This is a genomic window from Bdellovibrionales bacterium (genome assembly GCA_016716765.1).
GTDB lineage: Bacteria > Bdellovibrionota > Bdellovibrionia > Bdellovibrionales > UBA1609 > JADJVA01.
The window spans coordinates 20,885-35,581 of the sequence record JADJVA010000005.1 but is presented as its reverse complement, the minus strand read 5'-3'; the positions used below and the strand labels follow the sequence as shown (position 1 = coordinate 35,581).

General features: G+C 43.2%; 9 protein-coding genes. 3 read left to right on the top strand and 6 right to left on the bottom strand.

What is annotated here, in order from left to right:
- Window positions 1-104: 104 nt before the first annotated feature.
- The 3 genes from IPL83_03370 (at window position 105) to IPL83_03360 (ending at window position 2,039) form a co-directional block, all read left to right on the top strand.
- A complete protein-coding gene (locus tag IPL83_03370) occupies window positions 105-539 on the top strand; it encodes a single-stranded DNA-binding protein (protein MBK9038196.1) in 435 nt (144 codons plus the stop codon).
- 88 nt (window positions 540-627) lie between these two features.
- Window positions 628-1,077, top strand: coding sequence for a hypothetical protein (locus IPL83_03365; protein ID MBK9038195.1), 450 nt, complete (start codon window positions 628-630; stop codon window positions 1,075-1,077).
- 77 nt (window positions 1,078-1,154) lie between these two features.
- The gene (locus IPL83_03360; protein ID MBK9038194.1) at window positions 1,155-2,039 is read left to right on the top strand and encodes a hypothetical protein; all 885 of its coding nucleotides are present in this window, start codon (window positions 1,155-1,157) and stop codon (window positions 2,037-2,039) included.
- Between the two features lie 5 nt (window positions 2,040-2,044).
- On the opposite strand, the gene IPL83_03355 is transcribed toward IPL83_03360, so the two are convergent.
- The 6 genes from IPL83_03355 to IPL83_03330 form a co-directional block, all read right to left on the bottom strand.
- A complete protein-coding gene (locus IPL83_03355; GenBank protein MBK9038193.1) occupies window positions 2,045-5,449 on the bottom strand; it encodes a hypothetical protein in 3,405 nt (1,134 codons plus the stop codon).
- 11 nt (window positions 5,450-5,460) lie between these two features.
- Complete coding sequence (locus IPL83_03350) at window positions 5,461-6,324, bottom strand: hypothetical protein (protein MBK9038192.1); 864 nt, start codon at window positions 6,322-6,324, stop codon at window positions 5,461-5,463.
- Window positions 6,325-6,337: 13 nt separating this feature from the next.
- Window positions 6,338-9,991 carry a hypothetical protein gene (locus IPL83_03345; GenBank protein ID MBK9038191.1) on the bottom strand — a complete coding sequence of 1,218 codons (3,654 nt, stop codon included), beginning with the start codon at window positions 9,989-9,991 and terminating at the stop codon, window positions 6,338-6,340.
- A gap of 10 nt (window positions 9,992-10,001) precedes the next feature.
- On the bottom strand, window positions 10,002-12,803 hold the full coding sequence (locus tag IPL83_03340; GenBank protein ID MBK9038190.1) for a hypothetical protein: 2,802 nt from the start codon (window positions 12,801-12,803) through the stop codon (window positions 10,002-10,004).
- On the bottom strand, window positions 12,791-13,753 hold the full coding sequence (locus tag IPL83_03335) for a hypothetical protein (protein MBK9038189.1): 963 nt from the start codon (window positions 13,751-13,753) through the stop codon (window positions 12,791-12,793). The genes IPL83_03340 and IPL83_03335 overlap by 13 nt, the downstream gene beginning before the upstream one ends.
- 181 nt (window positions 13,754-13,934) lie before the next feature.
- Window positions 13,935-14,453, bottom strand: coding sequence for a hypothetical protein (locus IPL83_03330; GenBank protein ID MBK9038188.1), 519 nt, complete (start codon window positions 14,451-14,453; stop codon window positions 13,935-13,937).
- Window positions 14,454-14,697: the final 244 nt, after the last annotated feature.

Genomic DNA, 14,697 nt, shown 5'->3' with positions numbered 1-14,697 from the left:
TGCTTCACGTCATGTCCACCAATAAGAACGTCCCTCCGCAAGACGGGTTGCAAGGCTTTCGCAAATAAGCCATAAGATCCTGGCACACACACTTTATAAGGGGAATTCGAATGTCTGGAGTAAACAAAGTCATTCTCGTGGGTCGCCTGGGTACAGATCCCGAAGTTAAAACTATATCTTCTGGAAACACCGTGGCTCGATTGAGTCTCGCCACAAGTGAAAATTGGAAAGACCGCGAGGGTCAGCGCCAGGAACGAACAGAATGGCATCGAATTGTCCTCTGGGGAAAACAGGCGGAATTGGCCGGCAAGTATCTCGTTAAAGGTCGTCAAGTTTATATAGAGGGCCGACTGCAAACACGTTCGTGGGAAGATCAACAGGGACAGAAAAAATACACGACTGAAATTGTCGCCAACGTCATTCAATTTTTGGGCGGAGGCAATCAGTCCGAAACAGGACGTGGGAGCATTGATGACATGGGGTCTCAGGATTTCGGACCTGAACCAAAGTTTGATGCTGATGAGGAGATACCATTTTAGGGATCGGCTTCCCCTTTTTCCTGGACCCTTTTTAAGTCCCAAATTGTCCGCTTCCGATTTAGAATGAAATCAAAAGGCGGACAATGGAATGACAGGTGGGTATTGTATTCGTGTTTACGGGCTGCTTCTCGCTCTCTTGCTGGTCTCTCTTTTCTCTACCCAACTCAGTTGCAGTGTTTGGCAATCGGAAGGAAGAGAATTCCTTGAAAAGCAGGGCTTAGAATTTGCGGCCCAACATGTTCAGAATTTTGTTCAATACAAGAATGAAGACTGCTCCCCCCAGCCACTCTTTGACCCTCACGAGCTGATCCTCACTGGGATTTTTGAATTCCGTGTGGAGGAAGCAATCTGGACGATGAAAACTTATAGTTCATACAAAAGTCTAGGGTTTGTGAAACATCTCATCAGCTTGGACAGCAGTGAAGGACAGAACACCTTGTATTGCCATCCTCTTTCAATTCCCCTGGCCAAGACTGCCCTGCTCATTCAGGATGTCCTCCCCCTATTTTTTGCGCGCCCCGGATATCCAAGGTCCTGAAACAGGCCTATATGAGCCTTTCTTTTTGCGTCAAGACGGCGATTTTCCTAAGATGGAGAGAGTGCAGGAGTGAAAATATGAACCTGATCATTAGAATTGTCGCATCCTTGGTCACTGTCATTTGTATGGTTCTCTCTTCGTCTCCAGCCTGGGCTGCAAAGGTGAGCAAGGTTAAGGGAAAAAAATTACTGATTGAACTTGAGGGCGAAACCGTAGAAAAGGGCCAAGCCTTCTACATTGTGGGTTCAGGCGGTAAGAAAAAGGGAATCTTAAAAATCGTTTCCATTAAAGGTGATAAAGCTATCGCAAGCCTAGGAAAAGGAAAAGCCACAGAGGGAGATACACTTCTCGCTCGCGGATCGAGCGGATCTTCTGGCAGCTCAAAGGGTAAATCGTCATCTTCAGCTCGCGAAAAAGCCTCCTCATCAAAATCCACCATGGCCTGGGGAATTTTGCTTGGGATGGGAATGAACTCCATGTCAGTTGATCTAGATATTACTCCAGCCCAGACGGCGAGCCTTGCTGGATCCGGCATCAGTTACAAAGCCCTGTTCGACTACGCCCTTTTTGAAAGCATCTGGTTTCGCGGCACTCTTGGAATGGAAAATTTCTCGGCCGAGGGAGATGTGGTGTCTACGGCCTGCGGAAACGCCATTTGCAAAGTTAATATTCAATATCTCACCCTCGATTTTTGGGCCCGCTACCTATTCTCACTCAAGACTTTTCGCTCCTGGCTTGGGGCTGGATTTACACTGTGGTTCCCAATGTCTAAGGAAACCACAGCTCTTGAGGAAAGCTCCATCACTAATACGAGCGTGATGGCCATCGGAGGAGGCTTTGATTGGTATGTGAACGATAAATTTTTTGTGCCTTTTCAAGCTGAATATGGAATGTTACCTGCGAGCGAACAGGTGTCCGCAACCACTATTGCTATCAGACTTGGTATTGGAATGAATTTCTAGAAAATTTACTGAAAGTCCATGCACTTATTGTTCCGAAAGCAGTTCTGAGTCTCACGATGAAACCGGCCCAGTTTTAAATCAAAGTCTGAGAAAATACGACCATTCACCAAAGGTTCTCTGGTAGATTCACGTAGGTTCAAATCAAATCGAGGCTGTTCCTCAACTGACAGATTTTTATACTCTGAAATTTTCTTCTCCAAAGAATCTCGAAAATGATTCACTCGCCCAATCTCCCAATCAACCCGATGTCGAATTTCTCTATCAAGATGGCGATCTAACTCAGGATTAAATTCCAACATCAGACGACCTCTGTTTCTTGCAGAGCGATTTTCAAAATAAGTCCTTCCTAAACTAAAATATCCCTCACGCCGAGGCATAACCCGCTCAATTTCACGACTCGCCTGGGGATCTTCACTCACTCCTCTGTCCTTTGCCAACTGCACCAGACTGTAATTAAATCCCAAAATATCGGAAGTAACCAAAAGAGAAGGAAAATCAAATAAACCAAGAATTTCACGAATACGGGATCTTGCAGAGTCAATATTGAGCAAGATTGTAGAGAAGAAAATTGGTTCATACTTTTCCTGTCTTTGAAGACTATTATACAGTTGAACTTCAAAGGGGCTTATCTGAGTCAATTTCAAAAACCCACGGTGCTCCTCAATGATTTCATCGGCCGAAAACAAGCTCTGACCCTTATTTGTTAGCTCGCTGCTCTCCAGTCGGTAGAGACTGACCATACTTGAGATTCGCTCCTCCCATCCCGCAATGCGAGAACCATTTAAATTCCAATTGAGCATTGGTCTGCCCACCCGAAAAATAAGACGCATTCCACTTTTTACGAATTCCTCCTCCGTGTCCGTGAATGAAAGGTACTTTTCCTCAGACGGACGACCAACCTCTATCTCAGAGATCATCGAGTCCCCAAAATTCATTTTCACGTTCGGAGCAATCGCAGCTATTGTCTCACTGTCGGTCTTCAAACCATCACTGATGTAGCGACCAATGCGAACCAACAAATCCAGGCGATGGTATAAATAACCATTCTCGTCTATTTTATCCAGACCAGGAAACTCCTCCGGAAGTCCCTTAAAAATATACTTTTTTCTTATTTCCTGGTCCCGGAGGATCTTGTCACCGCCTTGACGTCTCAACGCCCGAATAGCCTTATAAACCTGTCGGAGGTAAGCCTGCTCTGCCCTTATCACCTCATTTTGAATTTCCTCTTCCTTCGCCACCAAAGGTCGTAAGCACCGACCTGTTTCCTGATACCTTATTGAAGCCTCGGCCAGATAGTCCCGGCGCAGCTTGGTCACCTCATATATCCAGCCATCAATCTTCGAAGTTCTCTTGGAGATCTCTCCAGACTTCATACCCATGGGCCCCCTCAAGTAGCTCTCATAAGAGGCTTTCATGGCTCTCGCCATTCTTAAGGCCGATTCTAAATCGATTCGCAATCTCTCAACAGATTCCGAAAATGTCACATCCATAAAATTTAAACCTTGGCTCTCTTTCGCCAAGCTACCCGCGCCAACCCCTGAAGTTCCGCTCTTGCTGGACAATCGCATCAAGATAGGCTCAATCAAATTTCCAAAATAGGGAGAACTCGCCACTTCAGAGAAATAAAATCCACGAGGCTCAGGTGCGGAACCACCAAACTCATTACAAATATTCCGAAATGTTCTATAGCTTGGAGCTTGCTGAAAGCGCTGCCGAATGGAACTTAAACTCCTTCGAACATATTCCACATTATTTTCTCCAAATCTCTGAACAGCATCAGCAACAAACTGATCTGGATCGATCCCAGAAAGACCAAACAGATTTGTACGTAGGGCAAAATCAAAGGCATAAAACATTTCAATGCTGGAAATTTTATTTTTATCCAAGGTATAGTTAAAAAGAGGCGGAAAATCACCACGATACAAATAGCTCATCAGATCGGATGAATAAAGAGTCTTAGAATAGGATGGCATTTTTAAATGAACTTCAAAATTCTTTTTCGATAAAATATAAAATAAAATCATCATGTGTGGATACACAGCGACTAGCTTGATGCTTTTATCAATCTCTCCAAACAAGGACTGATTCCTCTTTATTGAAGACTCACCTTCGCTGCCCCTCGTTATTGCGACAGAAAGCTTCTCTAGAGGTCCCAAATTCGCCCTCAAATCGCTCCAAACCTTACCAATCGAGCTGCTTTCATTTATCGCATTCCAAAGCAGCCTTTCACTCTCAACTGGAGCACTGAATATTTTCTCCTTAGCTAATAAAGTGGCCTTATAAAGCGAAAATAGAAATTGAATTCGCGCATAATTTTGAATTGTTGAAGCCAGCTGACTTTGATCTCGTTTCGTCGCCAAAAATAATTCAGCCCCTAAATCAACCGACATTTTTTGATTAAAAATACGATCAACGATAAAGACATACTCATCAAAACGATCAATTGGGGAAAACCCCACAGCCGTGGGCAAAAAGACCCTTTGGCTAGACAATAAATTCTGCCGTTCCTTAAATCCCTCCTTCTCACTCAGATTCTCCGTGATGATGGAAATTATCTCGGAGCGCAATTTCCCTGAAGAATCGTATAAAAATTCTGAAGACGATATCAGTTTTGCAAGAGCTCCTTTTGCTACTTCACTCAACCCAAAATCGCCTCGAAAAATCAAATTCAAGGCTCCAAGTCTTTCCAAAAATCCTCTGTTTTCAGATTTTGATCTCGAAGTCATCTGCAGATTTGATAAGGAAAACTCAACCACAGATTTCAGCAAGGCACGACGATCATCCGAAATCATTTTGCTTCGTCCCTCAGCAAACCGGTAAGTCAGCATTTCCAGAAGTTCAGGGTCAAATTGCTGATTCTTTAGAGCCAGAGCCAGAGCCAGGCGCCGATAGTACTCCGTCACGTCCACAGCCCTCTTCGCTGCGACTTTCAAAACCTCAGCCGAACTTGGACTGCGCCGAAAATTGCGAATTCCCGCACAACTCATCACAACCTGCTCGCAAGAGACACTGACGGCTGCAACATACTCCTCGATAAGGCGCTGAACATCACTTGACGAAGGGTTTTTTGCGATCTCTTTGAGCAGAAGCCTATTGAACAGATCTAAGGCACGAACCCAATCCGGCTGGAGATAGGATTTCGGAGCTTCGACTTCCTTTGGGCTTAAAATCCTCAGAGCCAGGGGAGATAAAATCTCAGAAATGAGATCCCTCGTCACAGTCGCCCTTCTTTCAATTTCGGGTAAATCTGAAAATCGATCCGATACAGAAATGTCCCCCGAAATCCCAGCGGGTTCTATTTTCTGTCGACTATCTCCGCGAGCTCCCTCATGGGTATGAATTGGACGCCCTTTTTCGGTACAAGCCGAAATCAAAATTCCAATGAATATAGACTTCAAAAACTTCCACATAGAAAGGTGCCTCAAAACACATAGGACAGCGTTAACTTCAGAAGCCGGCGATAAGCATCGATGTACCAGAGATCAACATATCCATCTTCTGTAAAACCCCCATTTTCATAGCTCAGACCAGTTGAAAACTGACCCCACTTCGAAGAAATGCCGTATTTATTCGAATAAGAATAACTCAAAAAATCATCGAGATATCGAGTCATTTTAAAACCGAATGTATAATTCAGCGTCCATGACTTCATGAACGAGAGGTTGTTACTAAAAGAGTAATTGTAATATAAGTTAGGATTGGCACTTCCCTCGGTCGAATATTCAAAGCTATTCGCCATCTCCGAGATAACAAAACTATGCCCCATGACATATCCCACCTCAGTAAAATTCAAAGTCATTTCTGTTCCAAGCGAAAAAAGCCCAAGATATCCCTCCAGGCGACTGCTCTCATCCAGAAACCCATCGAAGCCTCCAAAAAACTTGAGAGAATTATCTCCAAAAATCAAAAACATATAGTTTAGAACCACTCCTGCCCCAGGATTGATTCTCTCGCCTTTCGACTCTTGAGGGCCTTTATAAATTTGATCACCCACAGTCCCCGCTCTAAAACTGACATTACCAGCCAATGACCAAGAGGAATTGAAGGAATATTCCAGATCCCCCAAGAAGACATGGGTGTATGACCGAGGGCTCACTTCCTGAGCAGCATCAGTTAAGACGCTGTATCTCAAAATACCCGACCAATCGCTTTCTCCCGCCTTCGTGGTCGTGTCTCCGCCATCAGCAGAAGCAAGTCCAAAATACAATTGGAAGAAAAGGCCCAGAACGATTCTCGGAAGAACCCTCAGAATGACAGGATAAATATTGGTAGTAAACCATTTCATCTTGCCAACTCCATCAGTCCACCTTAAGCATCGATTTGGTTTGATAGAAATTGTCGGTTTGTTGAATGAAGCTCTTCTTGATGACCTGCAAATTTTCAACTTTTTGCCTATCCACAAGATTTAAACTTCCACCCTTGCTCCACCAATATACGGGAACTTTGTCCTCCAAATAAAAGGGCTGCTTTAATCTTGGATAAATATCGATAACATTCTTATCAGACAGCTCCAATTCCCCAATTTTATCAAAAATCTCCTGAACACGGATAAGAGCATGATGAGCTCTAGATCCATAACGCAACCGAACCGCATCTCGAACTTCAGGCCCTGGTGGAAAGATGAATACCCCCAAATTATTCAAGGTGCGTGCAAACGAAGTCGCCTCGACAATCGGTCCAGTCCACCGACTTGAATTTGCATTTTTGCCCTTGTTATCAATTCGAATTCCCGCAGTCTCATAGACACTGTTCATGAGACCGTAAAAGAGAGGAAGTCTGGCCAGCGAAGTCTTCTCAAAAATCCACTCTTCAAAAAAATTCTTCGGCATTTTTCCATCAAATCCTAAGTCTTGAGCATTTTCGACATCAAATTCGTTTAAGGTATAACTGCCCAAAACTCGAAGATATATCTCTATCAAATCATCCGCAGTTACTACTAAGGAGTCGGGACATTTTTCATTGCCACTTGAACAGGGCTCACTCCTAGATCGATTTGCTCCAATTAGATACATTTCAACGAGCGTCTCCAAATAACGTTTCATACCAGACTCTGAAGCCATCTGACCGTTCCATTCAACAAATGCGTCTGCTTTTGAATTAAAGACAGCCATCCCTTGCTTGATAAAATCAACTCTTTGCATTCCCAAGCGATATGAAATTGAAAGACTTGTTCCCTTCGATACCAAGTCCTCTCTGTCCAGGCCGACAGGCATATGCACTTCAACAGCCCTAGGTCTCAAGAGGCGAGAGAGATCCTCCCCATAAACTTGTTTTTCCCTATCGGATGGAGTCATAAAAATGTCATTTTCAATACTTCGCTTTATCCTTGTCAAAAGATCAAATTTGGACATTCTGTAAGTCAAACCATCAATCCGATCAAACCTGTAAGCATTCTCCTTGTTACGAAAATACACTTCATTAATATATTTAGCTTTCTTGCTAAAATCGCTCTCATTCTTCTCCTCTCCAAGAGAAGACAATAAATCGTATATTCTACCTAGGTGCTGGCGCTCCTCTTCGTAGATCCTATTCATCCTTCTCTGTTCAACTTCACTGAGCGTCAAAAAGCAATCGAGATATTTTCGGTGATTAGAAATAAAGAAATTCATGAATCGCCTCTTCAGAGATTCCAGATTCACGAGATACTCTCGGACTTTTACTAAATCTGGATGACTATCCCCTCGTTTTCCGATTTTCTTTGAACGCAATAAATCAGCTTCAATCAAATCGATCATGGTCAATAAATGACTTACTTTTTGATCTATGACAGTACGAATTGCATTCGCCGGTTTAAATGCCCCACCAAGAAACTCCAACAGCATCTCGTTGATGCCATTCTTTCCGGCACCCGAGTAGGTGTAGCGACTGAGGTTAAGAAAGTTAATCATTAAGTGCGGAGCTCTTCCGCTCCCTTGGGCTTGAAACTCATATTGGCAAACTTGCTTAACCTCATTAAACATCTCACTTCCGATAGTGTCCCTCTCGAATTTAAGAACATCATCGTTTAATTCACGCAGGCCTTGATCAAGGTATTTTGTAAAAATGAGATCGAAGAACTTGCTCCGATTTGAACCCGTTGAGCCGTTTGATCTGTTCGAACTCTTTAAACTGTCTTCTTTTGCCACAAAGGTATTGAGAGTATTCGTACTCATCATATACTGAAATGAGTAAAGAATCATTTCCTTACTCAAAACTTCAGAATCGACCCCAAATCGAAACCACAGATCTACCATTCTACCTTCAAATAGCTCCTCTAATATAGTATCTGCCGGAATATCTATTGTCTTACCCCACCACGTTTGAGCCTTCACCGACCCTCTCATCTTAGCCAAATAATAGGTCATTACGATCATATTCGGGTACACAGAAAAGTAGTGCACGTTCCGATTAACTGCCTGTAACATCTTAGATGTTTCCAAGTAGGTCTTAGAGAAAGTATTCTGCCCCTTGAAATAGCTGCCGAGAAATTTATCCATCACATCAATCCGAGACTGGAGACTCAACCATTTACTAGAGATATCTCTCGATTTTAAAATAGCCTCCTGAAATACTTGATCGCTCCCAACTGAATTGGAATTATAAATATCACTCATAAACTTGTTCGTCTCAACAATCATATGGACCAAATACATTCGAACATAAATACTGACTATTTCTGGCAATTTATCTAGAGCCCTTGATCTATTTGAATTAGCCAAGACTCTTTGAATCTGGGTGTGATTGAGGTGATCACGAAACAATCTATCAACAATGAAGAAGAATTCATTAAAAAACTCTGGATCCTTTTCTAAAATTCTACGTGCTTCACTTTCTATCCCCAAATTTTGAAAAATTTCAAATCCCGCACTCTTTTGAATATCCGCGACTATTTGAGAAAATGAAGGTCCAAATCCATCTGTTTCCTTCTGAGCCTCTTCGATTGCCTGGACCACCGAGGGATTCAATTTTCGTTTCTCAGCGTCCTGATAGAGGCAACAGCGAGCGCCCAGATCAAACATGATTTGAGTGCCATATCGAAATAAATCTGCTGATCTATTTGAATAGGTCCAAGGATTAAAGTTTTCGACAAATTCTCTAAACTCGGGATCGTTGAGGTCTTTTGGCTTAAAATCTGAAATGAGAATTTCAAATATCTTTCCGTGGACCGAATTCAAATAACTCAGTGACATACTTCCAAGTCCCATTTCAGCGTCAGAAGCGCTCTTCCCTCGTGATTTGTCTTGCCACCAATCCATCAAAAGAGCATAGATTCGTGAATACTTCAGATAGGCGAATGAGAACTCTTCATCTTTCAACTTATTCTTCTTGGTAGCAGTGGCCATCGCCAATCGTCGATACCTTTCTTCGACCAATGTTCGACAGACTTCGCTGCCATTGATACAGTCACGAGGACTCTTCGTGTTCTTCAATTCTCGGTGAATTTGTTCATCAAGATCAGTCGCAAGTACGACCAATATTTTGGAGGTTCGGCTATCCGATGAAAAAATATTCCTATTGATACAATCTTCGCGCAGATCCCGTGAACAGCCAGAGAACACTGTGGCATAATACAAATCTTTCATTCTCTCTATTTCGGTCAGGTTGGGGTCGGATTTTTTCTCAGTGAGAAGAATCAACAAGCCCTTGTTGAAAAGTGCCAACATTTCGGAAAGTCGATGAAAGTACTGTGGAGATTCAATATAAGTCCGGTTAAGCACAAATCGAGACAAAGGTTTGACAATCTTTTCCAGAAGGTCCACGGATTCGGATGCACCCAATGCCTCATAAGCTTTTGCTAAGTCATAATCATAAAATTCTTTTGATTCAACTGATAGATCCTGAGGTGTTTTGCTTGGAACCCACTCCCTTTTTGGTTCGTGCACAAAGCGAGGATTGCTCTTTGGCACACAGGCCGAAGATAGAAAGAGGCCCATGAGGATGGGTACTAAGTGAATTTTTGTCAGGACCTTCACAACGCCACCCTCATTTCACCAAAAATTCTGGGGTTATTTTTAGCCAATATCCGTTGATGATGGCGGCCGATGCGAGAATTTGTCCAACTCCTCTGATCGACTCATCACAAAGTGAACGCATATTTTGCTGGGAGAAACTCGCGGGCACTTTCCCCTTCACCTTATCCTCATATTTTAAGAACTCTCTTTCGATAGAATCATAAAATAGTCCCAATTTTTCTTTTCCTGTTTCACTGGACAAGCCGGGAGGTATATAAAATCCATCAAAATCTTGATTGGAATTGTCAAAATAGTGGGTCAAACCGCTACCGGAAAATCCATCTACGCAAATTGATGCTATCTGATCGTGTAACTCCGTCATTGAAAATTTCACGCTGTCCTCAAGCAGTCGATCTCCCACTTCAAAATCATAATCAACCTTATAGGCAATCACGTAGGAGCTCGATCCTTCATAAAACTTCATTTTCGTTATCGGAAAAATGAACATCCCGTTGGCGCGCACGAAGACATTTCCCTGTGGTAGAACAAAAACATCTCTAGCTGTGGAGCTCTTTCCGGTAAAATAGTCGAAGATCGTGGCTGTAAACTTCTTATAATGATCGGCTTTTACACCAGAATTTACGTCGGGGGTCGTGGCAGATATAAGAACCGCCACCATACTCAATCGAAACTCAGTCTGCTGATTCAGCGTCTCATTGTATGAGCGAGGAAGCTTCTGGGAGTCGTTGCTATAGTTAATAGATCCAGGAACCATATAACCTGCAGCCAATACAGATCGGCCCATGGCGGTGACGTCGTCGCGTCCGGTTGCCGAAAACCGGAGATTGGATCTTACCGTGTCAGCCACCAACTTGGTGTACTCGCGAGGATAGAGGGTTCGATACAAGTAGCGGTCGTCTGCATTGTCATAAAACGGATTCGAACTAAATCCACTGTCTAGCATCAAATAGGGACTTGCAGTCGTTAAAGTATGAAGAGAGCTAATCTTTAGAGGTAGGTTGGCCAACTGATACCATGAGCCAAATATGTGACCCCAATCACGGCTCGCATCTCCGGCCAAATACCCACCACTGACATAACGATTCTGGTGGTCAATTCGAGTGTAGTCACCCTCAGGAAGGTTTACGAAAAATTTGAACTCCTTGAGGGCGAGGTTATTGGCTCGGCATAGGTCAACCATTTGATCAGAGGCAAAAAGCTCTCGTAAGGTTTTGTTTTTAACCTGCTCAGAATGAGTGGGATCAGGCTTTTCGCAGGCCTGAGAAAATTCAAACAATCCCTCTTGATCATTCTTTAATCGATTCCAAAGTGGTCGAAGCGCTTCGTCACTCCGCAATCGCCTTCTCATTTCATCGTAAAACAGGCGAACACGCGAAAAGGTGTCCAAGGCCATCCACCATAGACGGGATTCTGCTTGCCACTCATTTCCAGAACCTCCAACCATCGAATAGAGGTTTGCGATCAAATTGTCCGAAATTCCAGAAAAGTAGGATGAAACTATGTCAACGGCTTGACTGCCCCGATCCCAGCGATTGCAAAATGGGTCTGCTCCAAGCGAGGCTTCATAGTCATTGCATGCCGGAAAATAGGAAACAGGAAGTCGTGCCTTTGCCTTTCCTGTCTCGACTTCGGTGAATCCAGGTATTTTTCCGCTGACGGGTAACTGAACAAAGCGAAAGTCATCTTTTGATTTGTCAAAAACGGAGTATTCTCCCTTATAAAGATAACGCAAAACCAATTCATCGTGTATTTGTGGTTTGAGCTCATTTGCAGGTAAAATCATTTCGGTTCGTCCGTTTCGATACCCCATGACAGTTGACATGTTTGTGAATCCGCTTTTGGCATTTGCTCGCAAGGAGAGCTCCTTTACGTAGCGGGAGGGCACTGTTCCCAGTTTCGGAAGAATATTCTCCTTAAATTGATGTCCCAAACCAAGAAAATGACCAACCTCATGAAGAGCGAGATCCATCACAACAGAATCTAGCATTTCACGATAGGTACGTACTCCATGAGCTTCTGATTGATTCCAGGGTCCCGCAAGATTCTGCACTGTTCGGTCTCTCTCAACGAAAAGGGCCGTCGCCCTTGGCTGAAACAGGCGTAAACTCTCCATCCGACGCCTTTCGTTTTTGTCCTTTAGCCTCTCCACTATGTTCTGCTTTTCCTCACCCTGAAAATTCTGCCGGATGTCTCCTTGCTTTACTTGGGACCCAAACCCCATTTGATCGATCAAATTGAACTGTTTGAAATACTGATTCGTAGACTCCATTTCAGTTTTTGCTTGCAGAATGAGTTCAGAAGCGACACGCTGAAGACCCGACGAATTCGTCTTTAGACTCTCCATTTGAGACCTTAAATTTTCAATATCGATCTGCACTGAGGTTTTACCAATAGCATTCTTGGCGCCGTTGTTGCGAACCTGTTCGGCCAAACGCTCAATTTCGTTCCCAACAAACTGCCTGTGACCGGTGGACAATCCCTCGACCACCTGTGATCGAAGATTAAAATCCAAGCTTTTCACAGCAGGAATTGATTCCAATCTTTGTGGAATTGGGGAAGAAAGAGATCCAATTGGGAAAATTCGGCTCATTGCCTGATTTTCCTCCGATGAGGATGTGACTGGGGCATAGGCATTGATGTATTTTTCAAGCATACCGCCATAGAGAACGACCCCGCCCCAAATGATTTTCCCATTGCGAACATCAGCATGAGCCATTCCAATTCCCAAAGGCGAGTTCAGAGAAATCCTCTGATCGCTGATCCAGGTAATGCCTGGATATCGTAAGTCAAAGGGATGTTTCAAATTAGCCACGACCGGTTCAAATGCATTGAAATCAGGAGCCACCGCACCAATATTTTGAAAAGCTTTATTCCATTTTTTACAACCTCTTTGACTGTGGATTCATGTTCTTTGGGCACCCCGTTCAAATAGATCTTGGTTGGTTTTCGCAAATCCCAGCGAGCCGCATAGAGTTCTGGTTCAATGCCCTCTATTCTTCGACCCATCACATGCAGAATATTGATATATTTGGAGTTCTCTTGATGGTAAGGCACAGGCTTAAAACTTTGATCGTGATCAAATCTCAAAAAATTGACTCGAATTTTCGTTTGCATCTCAGAACTCATCAAACTGCTCACAATGTTCATGGAAAACCCAAGAAAATTATTTTCTTTGTCCCATTCAATTTCTTCGACATTGGTCGTTCGATGCGGTCCTCCCCATAAGAAATCTAAAATTTCGATTGAGGCCAGATCAAGCGTCATCATAGGACGGGCTGACCAATGACTTCGACTGCTGTTCTCCACAAATTCATTTGTTTCTCGGCCGTATGAATCCTTATTTTTTTCGTAATAATAGTGTTTTGCGATGGGAATTTTGAGCGCCTCTTGCCAGCGGTTCCTGTCATCTGGAAAGCTCGGATGAACAATCTTTCCGACCAAATAGCGCTCAGTCACTTCAAATTCGATATTGCAATGAGGTGAGTTATTTACCATTAATGTAACGTACTCGCCTACCCAACCACGTCCCATCTCTGGGGCCCAGGCGCAGAGAAAGGTCTTGGGCTTTCCTGATGGATCAACAAAAAAGCTCTTTTCAATTCTTTCCTCAGAAGGAGGAGGAACTTCTGTTGCCCTGTCCTTAAACAATTTTCCACGAATCAATGAGTTACAGCTACTCGAAGTCAGCAATAGAATAAGAAGCGTCCCATAATAAAGACTCCGAGAGGGTCTTAGGCTGCAGAAAGATCTTTTATTGGGCACTAAGGCCTCCAAAAATTTTAGGGTCGGCTTTTTCAAGTTCCTCCCCTTTAGGGCTTATTCTGCTCCTTATTGAGCATTGATTGTGCCAGACTGGGAACCGTCAGATTAGAGCCAAGACCGTTCTGTCTGGAGATTTAGGCCCATTAATGTCACTTTAAACCGCATCCGTTACCTAAATGGTCTACTTAAGTTCTTCAGTCATTTTGGCGATTTCTGTGTGGACAAATGCAATTAGATCTTCAAGATCCTTGCGAACTTTGACTTGGTCAGGATTATTTGGATCTAGGAGCGCCATTGAAGACTCAATTAATTCAACAAATTTATCTTCTAATTTTTCGAGTTGCTGAGAAAGTTTTTTGCTCGCCTCATCAGACAAAACGACTGACAAAATATCCACGATTTTCCAGATTGATTTGATATATTTTTTGATTCTTTCAGAAATCTTGGTGGCCTTTTCTAAGACTCCAAAGCCATTGATGTCACACTGCTCATCTGTATTGCCAATTTGAAGACAATCGATCCCAAGGTCTACCGACTGATCGATGAGTTCCAGCTGTTGAGCTGGTGATTTCTCATTGAGCGATCTCGAATTTTGGTGGCTAGATTCAAACCCACCTTGGCAGCCAAAAATAAAAAGCAAGAATATGGACGATATTAATCTAAAAATTAAGCCACCTGAATATGCCGCATCTCTTTTCATATGGGTTCTCCTATGAAATCATAGGATTTCAATACTCGTTCCAATTTTATCTCAGTTTGAATTCAATGCATTTGCATGCAAGCCTGAGAAAAGCGCGCTAAATCAAATACTTGGATTGATGATCTGGACGGTTCACGAGTGACTTTATTCGGCAGTTTGAAGAGTGACACTTCTCAGAATCCACCTGTCAACCAAATGAGCAGCGATGAGATTTCAGAATGATGGCAGCAAGTCTCTTCGCTAA

What these genes read in the sequence shown, in the direction of transcription:
- IPL83_03365 (MBK9038195.1), top strand. Translation starts at nt 628, where the DNA reads ATGACAGGTGGGTATTGTATTCGTGTTTACGGGCTGCTTCTCGCTCTC.
- IPL83_03360 (MBK9038194.1), top strand. Translation starts at nt 1,155, where the DNA reads ATGAACCTGATCATTAGAATTGTCGCATCCTTGGTCACTGTCATTTGT.
- IPL83_03355 (MBK9038193.1), bottom strand. Translation starts at nt 5,449, where the DNA reads ATGTGGAAGTTTTTGAAGTCTATATTCATTGGAATTTTGATTTCGGCT.
- IPL83_03350 (MBK9038192.1), bottom strand. Translation starts at nt 6,324, where the DNA reads ATGAAATGGTTTACTACCAATATTTATCCTGTCATTCTGAGGGTTCTT.
- IPL83_03330 (MBK9038188.1), bottom strand. Translation starts at nt 14,453, where the DNA reads ATGAAAAGAGATGCGGCATATTCAGGTGGCTTAATTTTTAGATTAATA.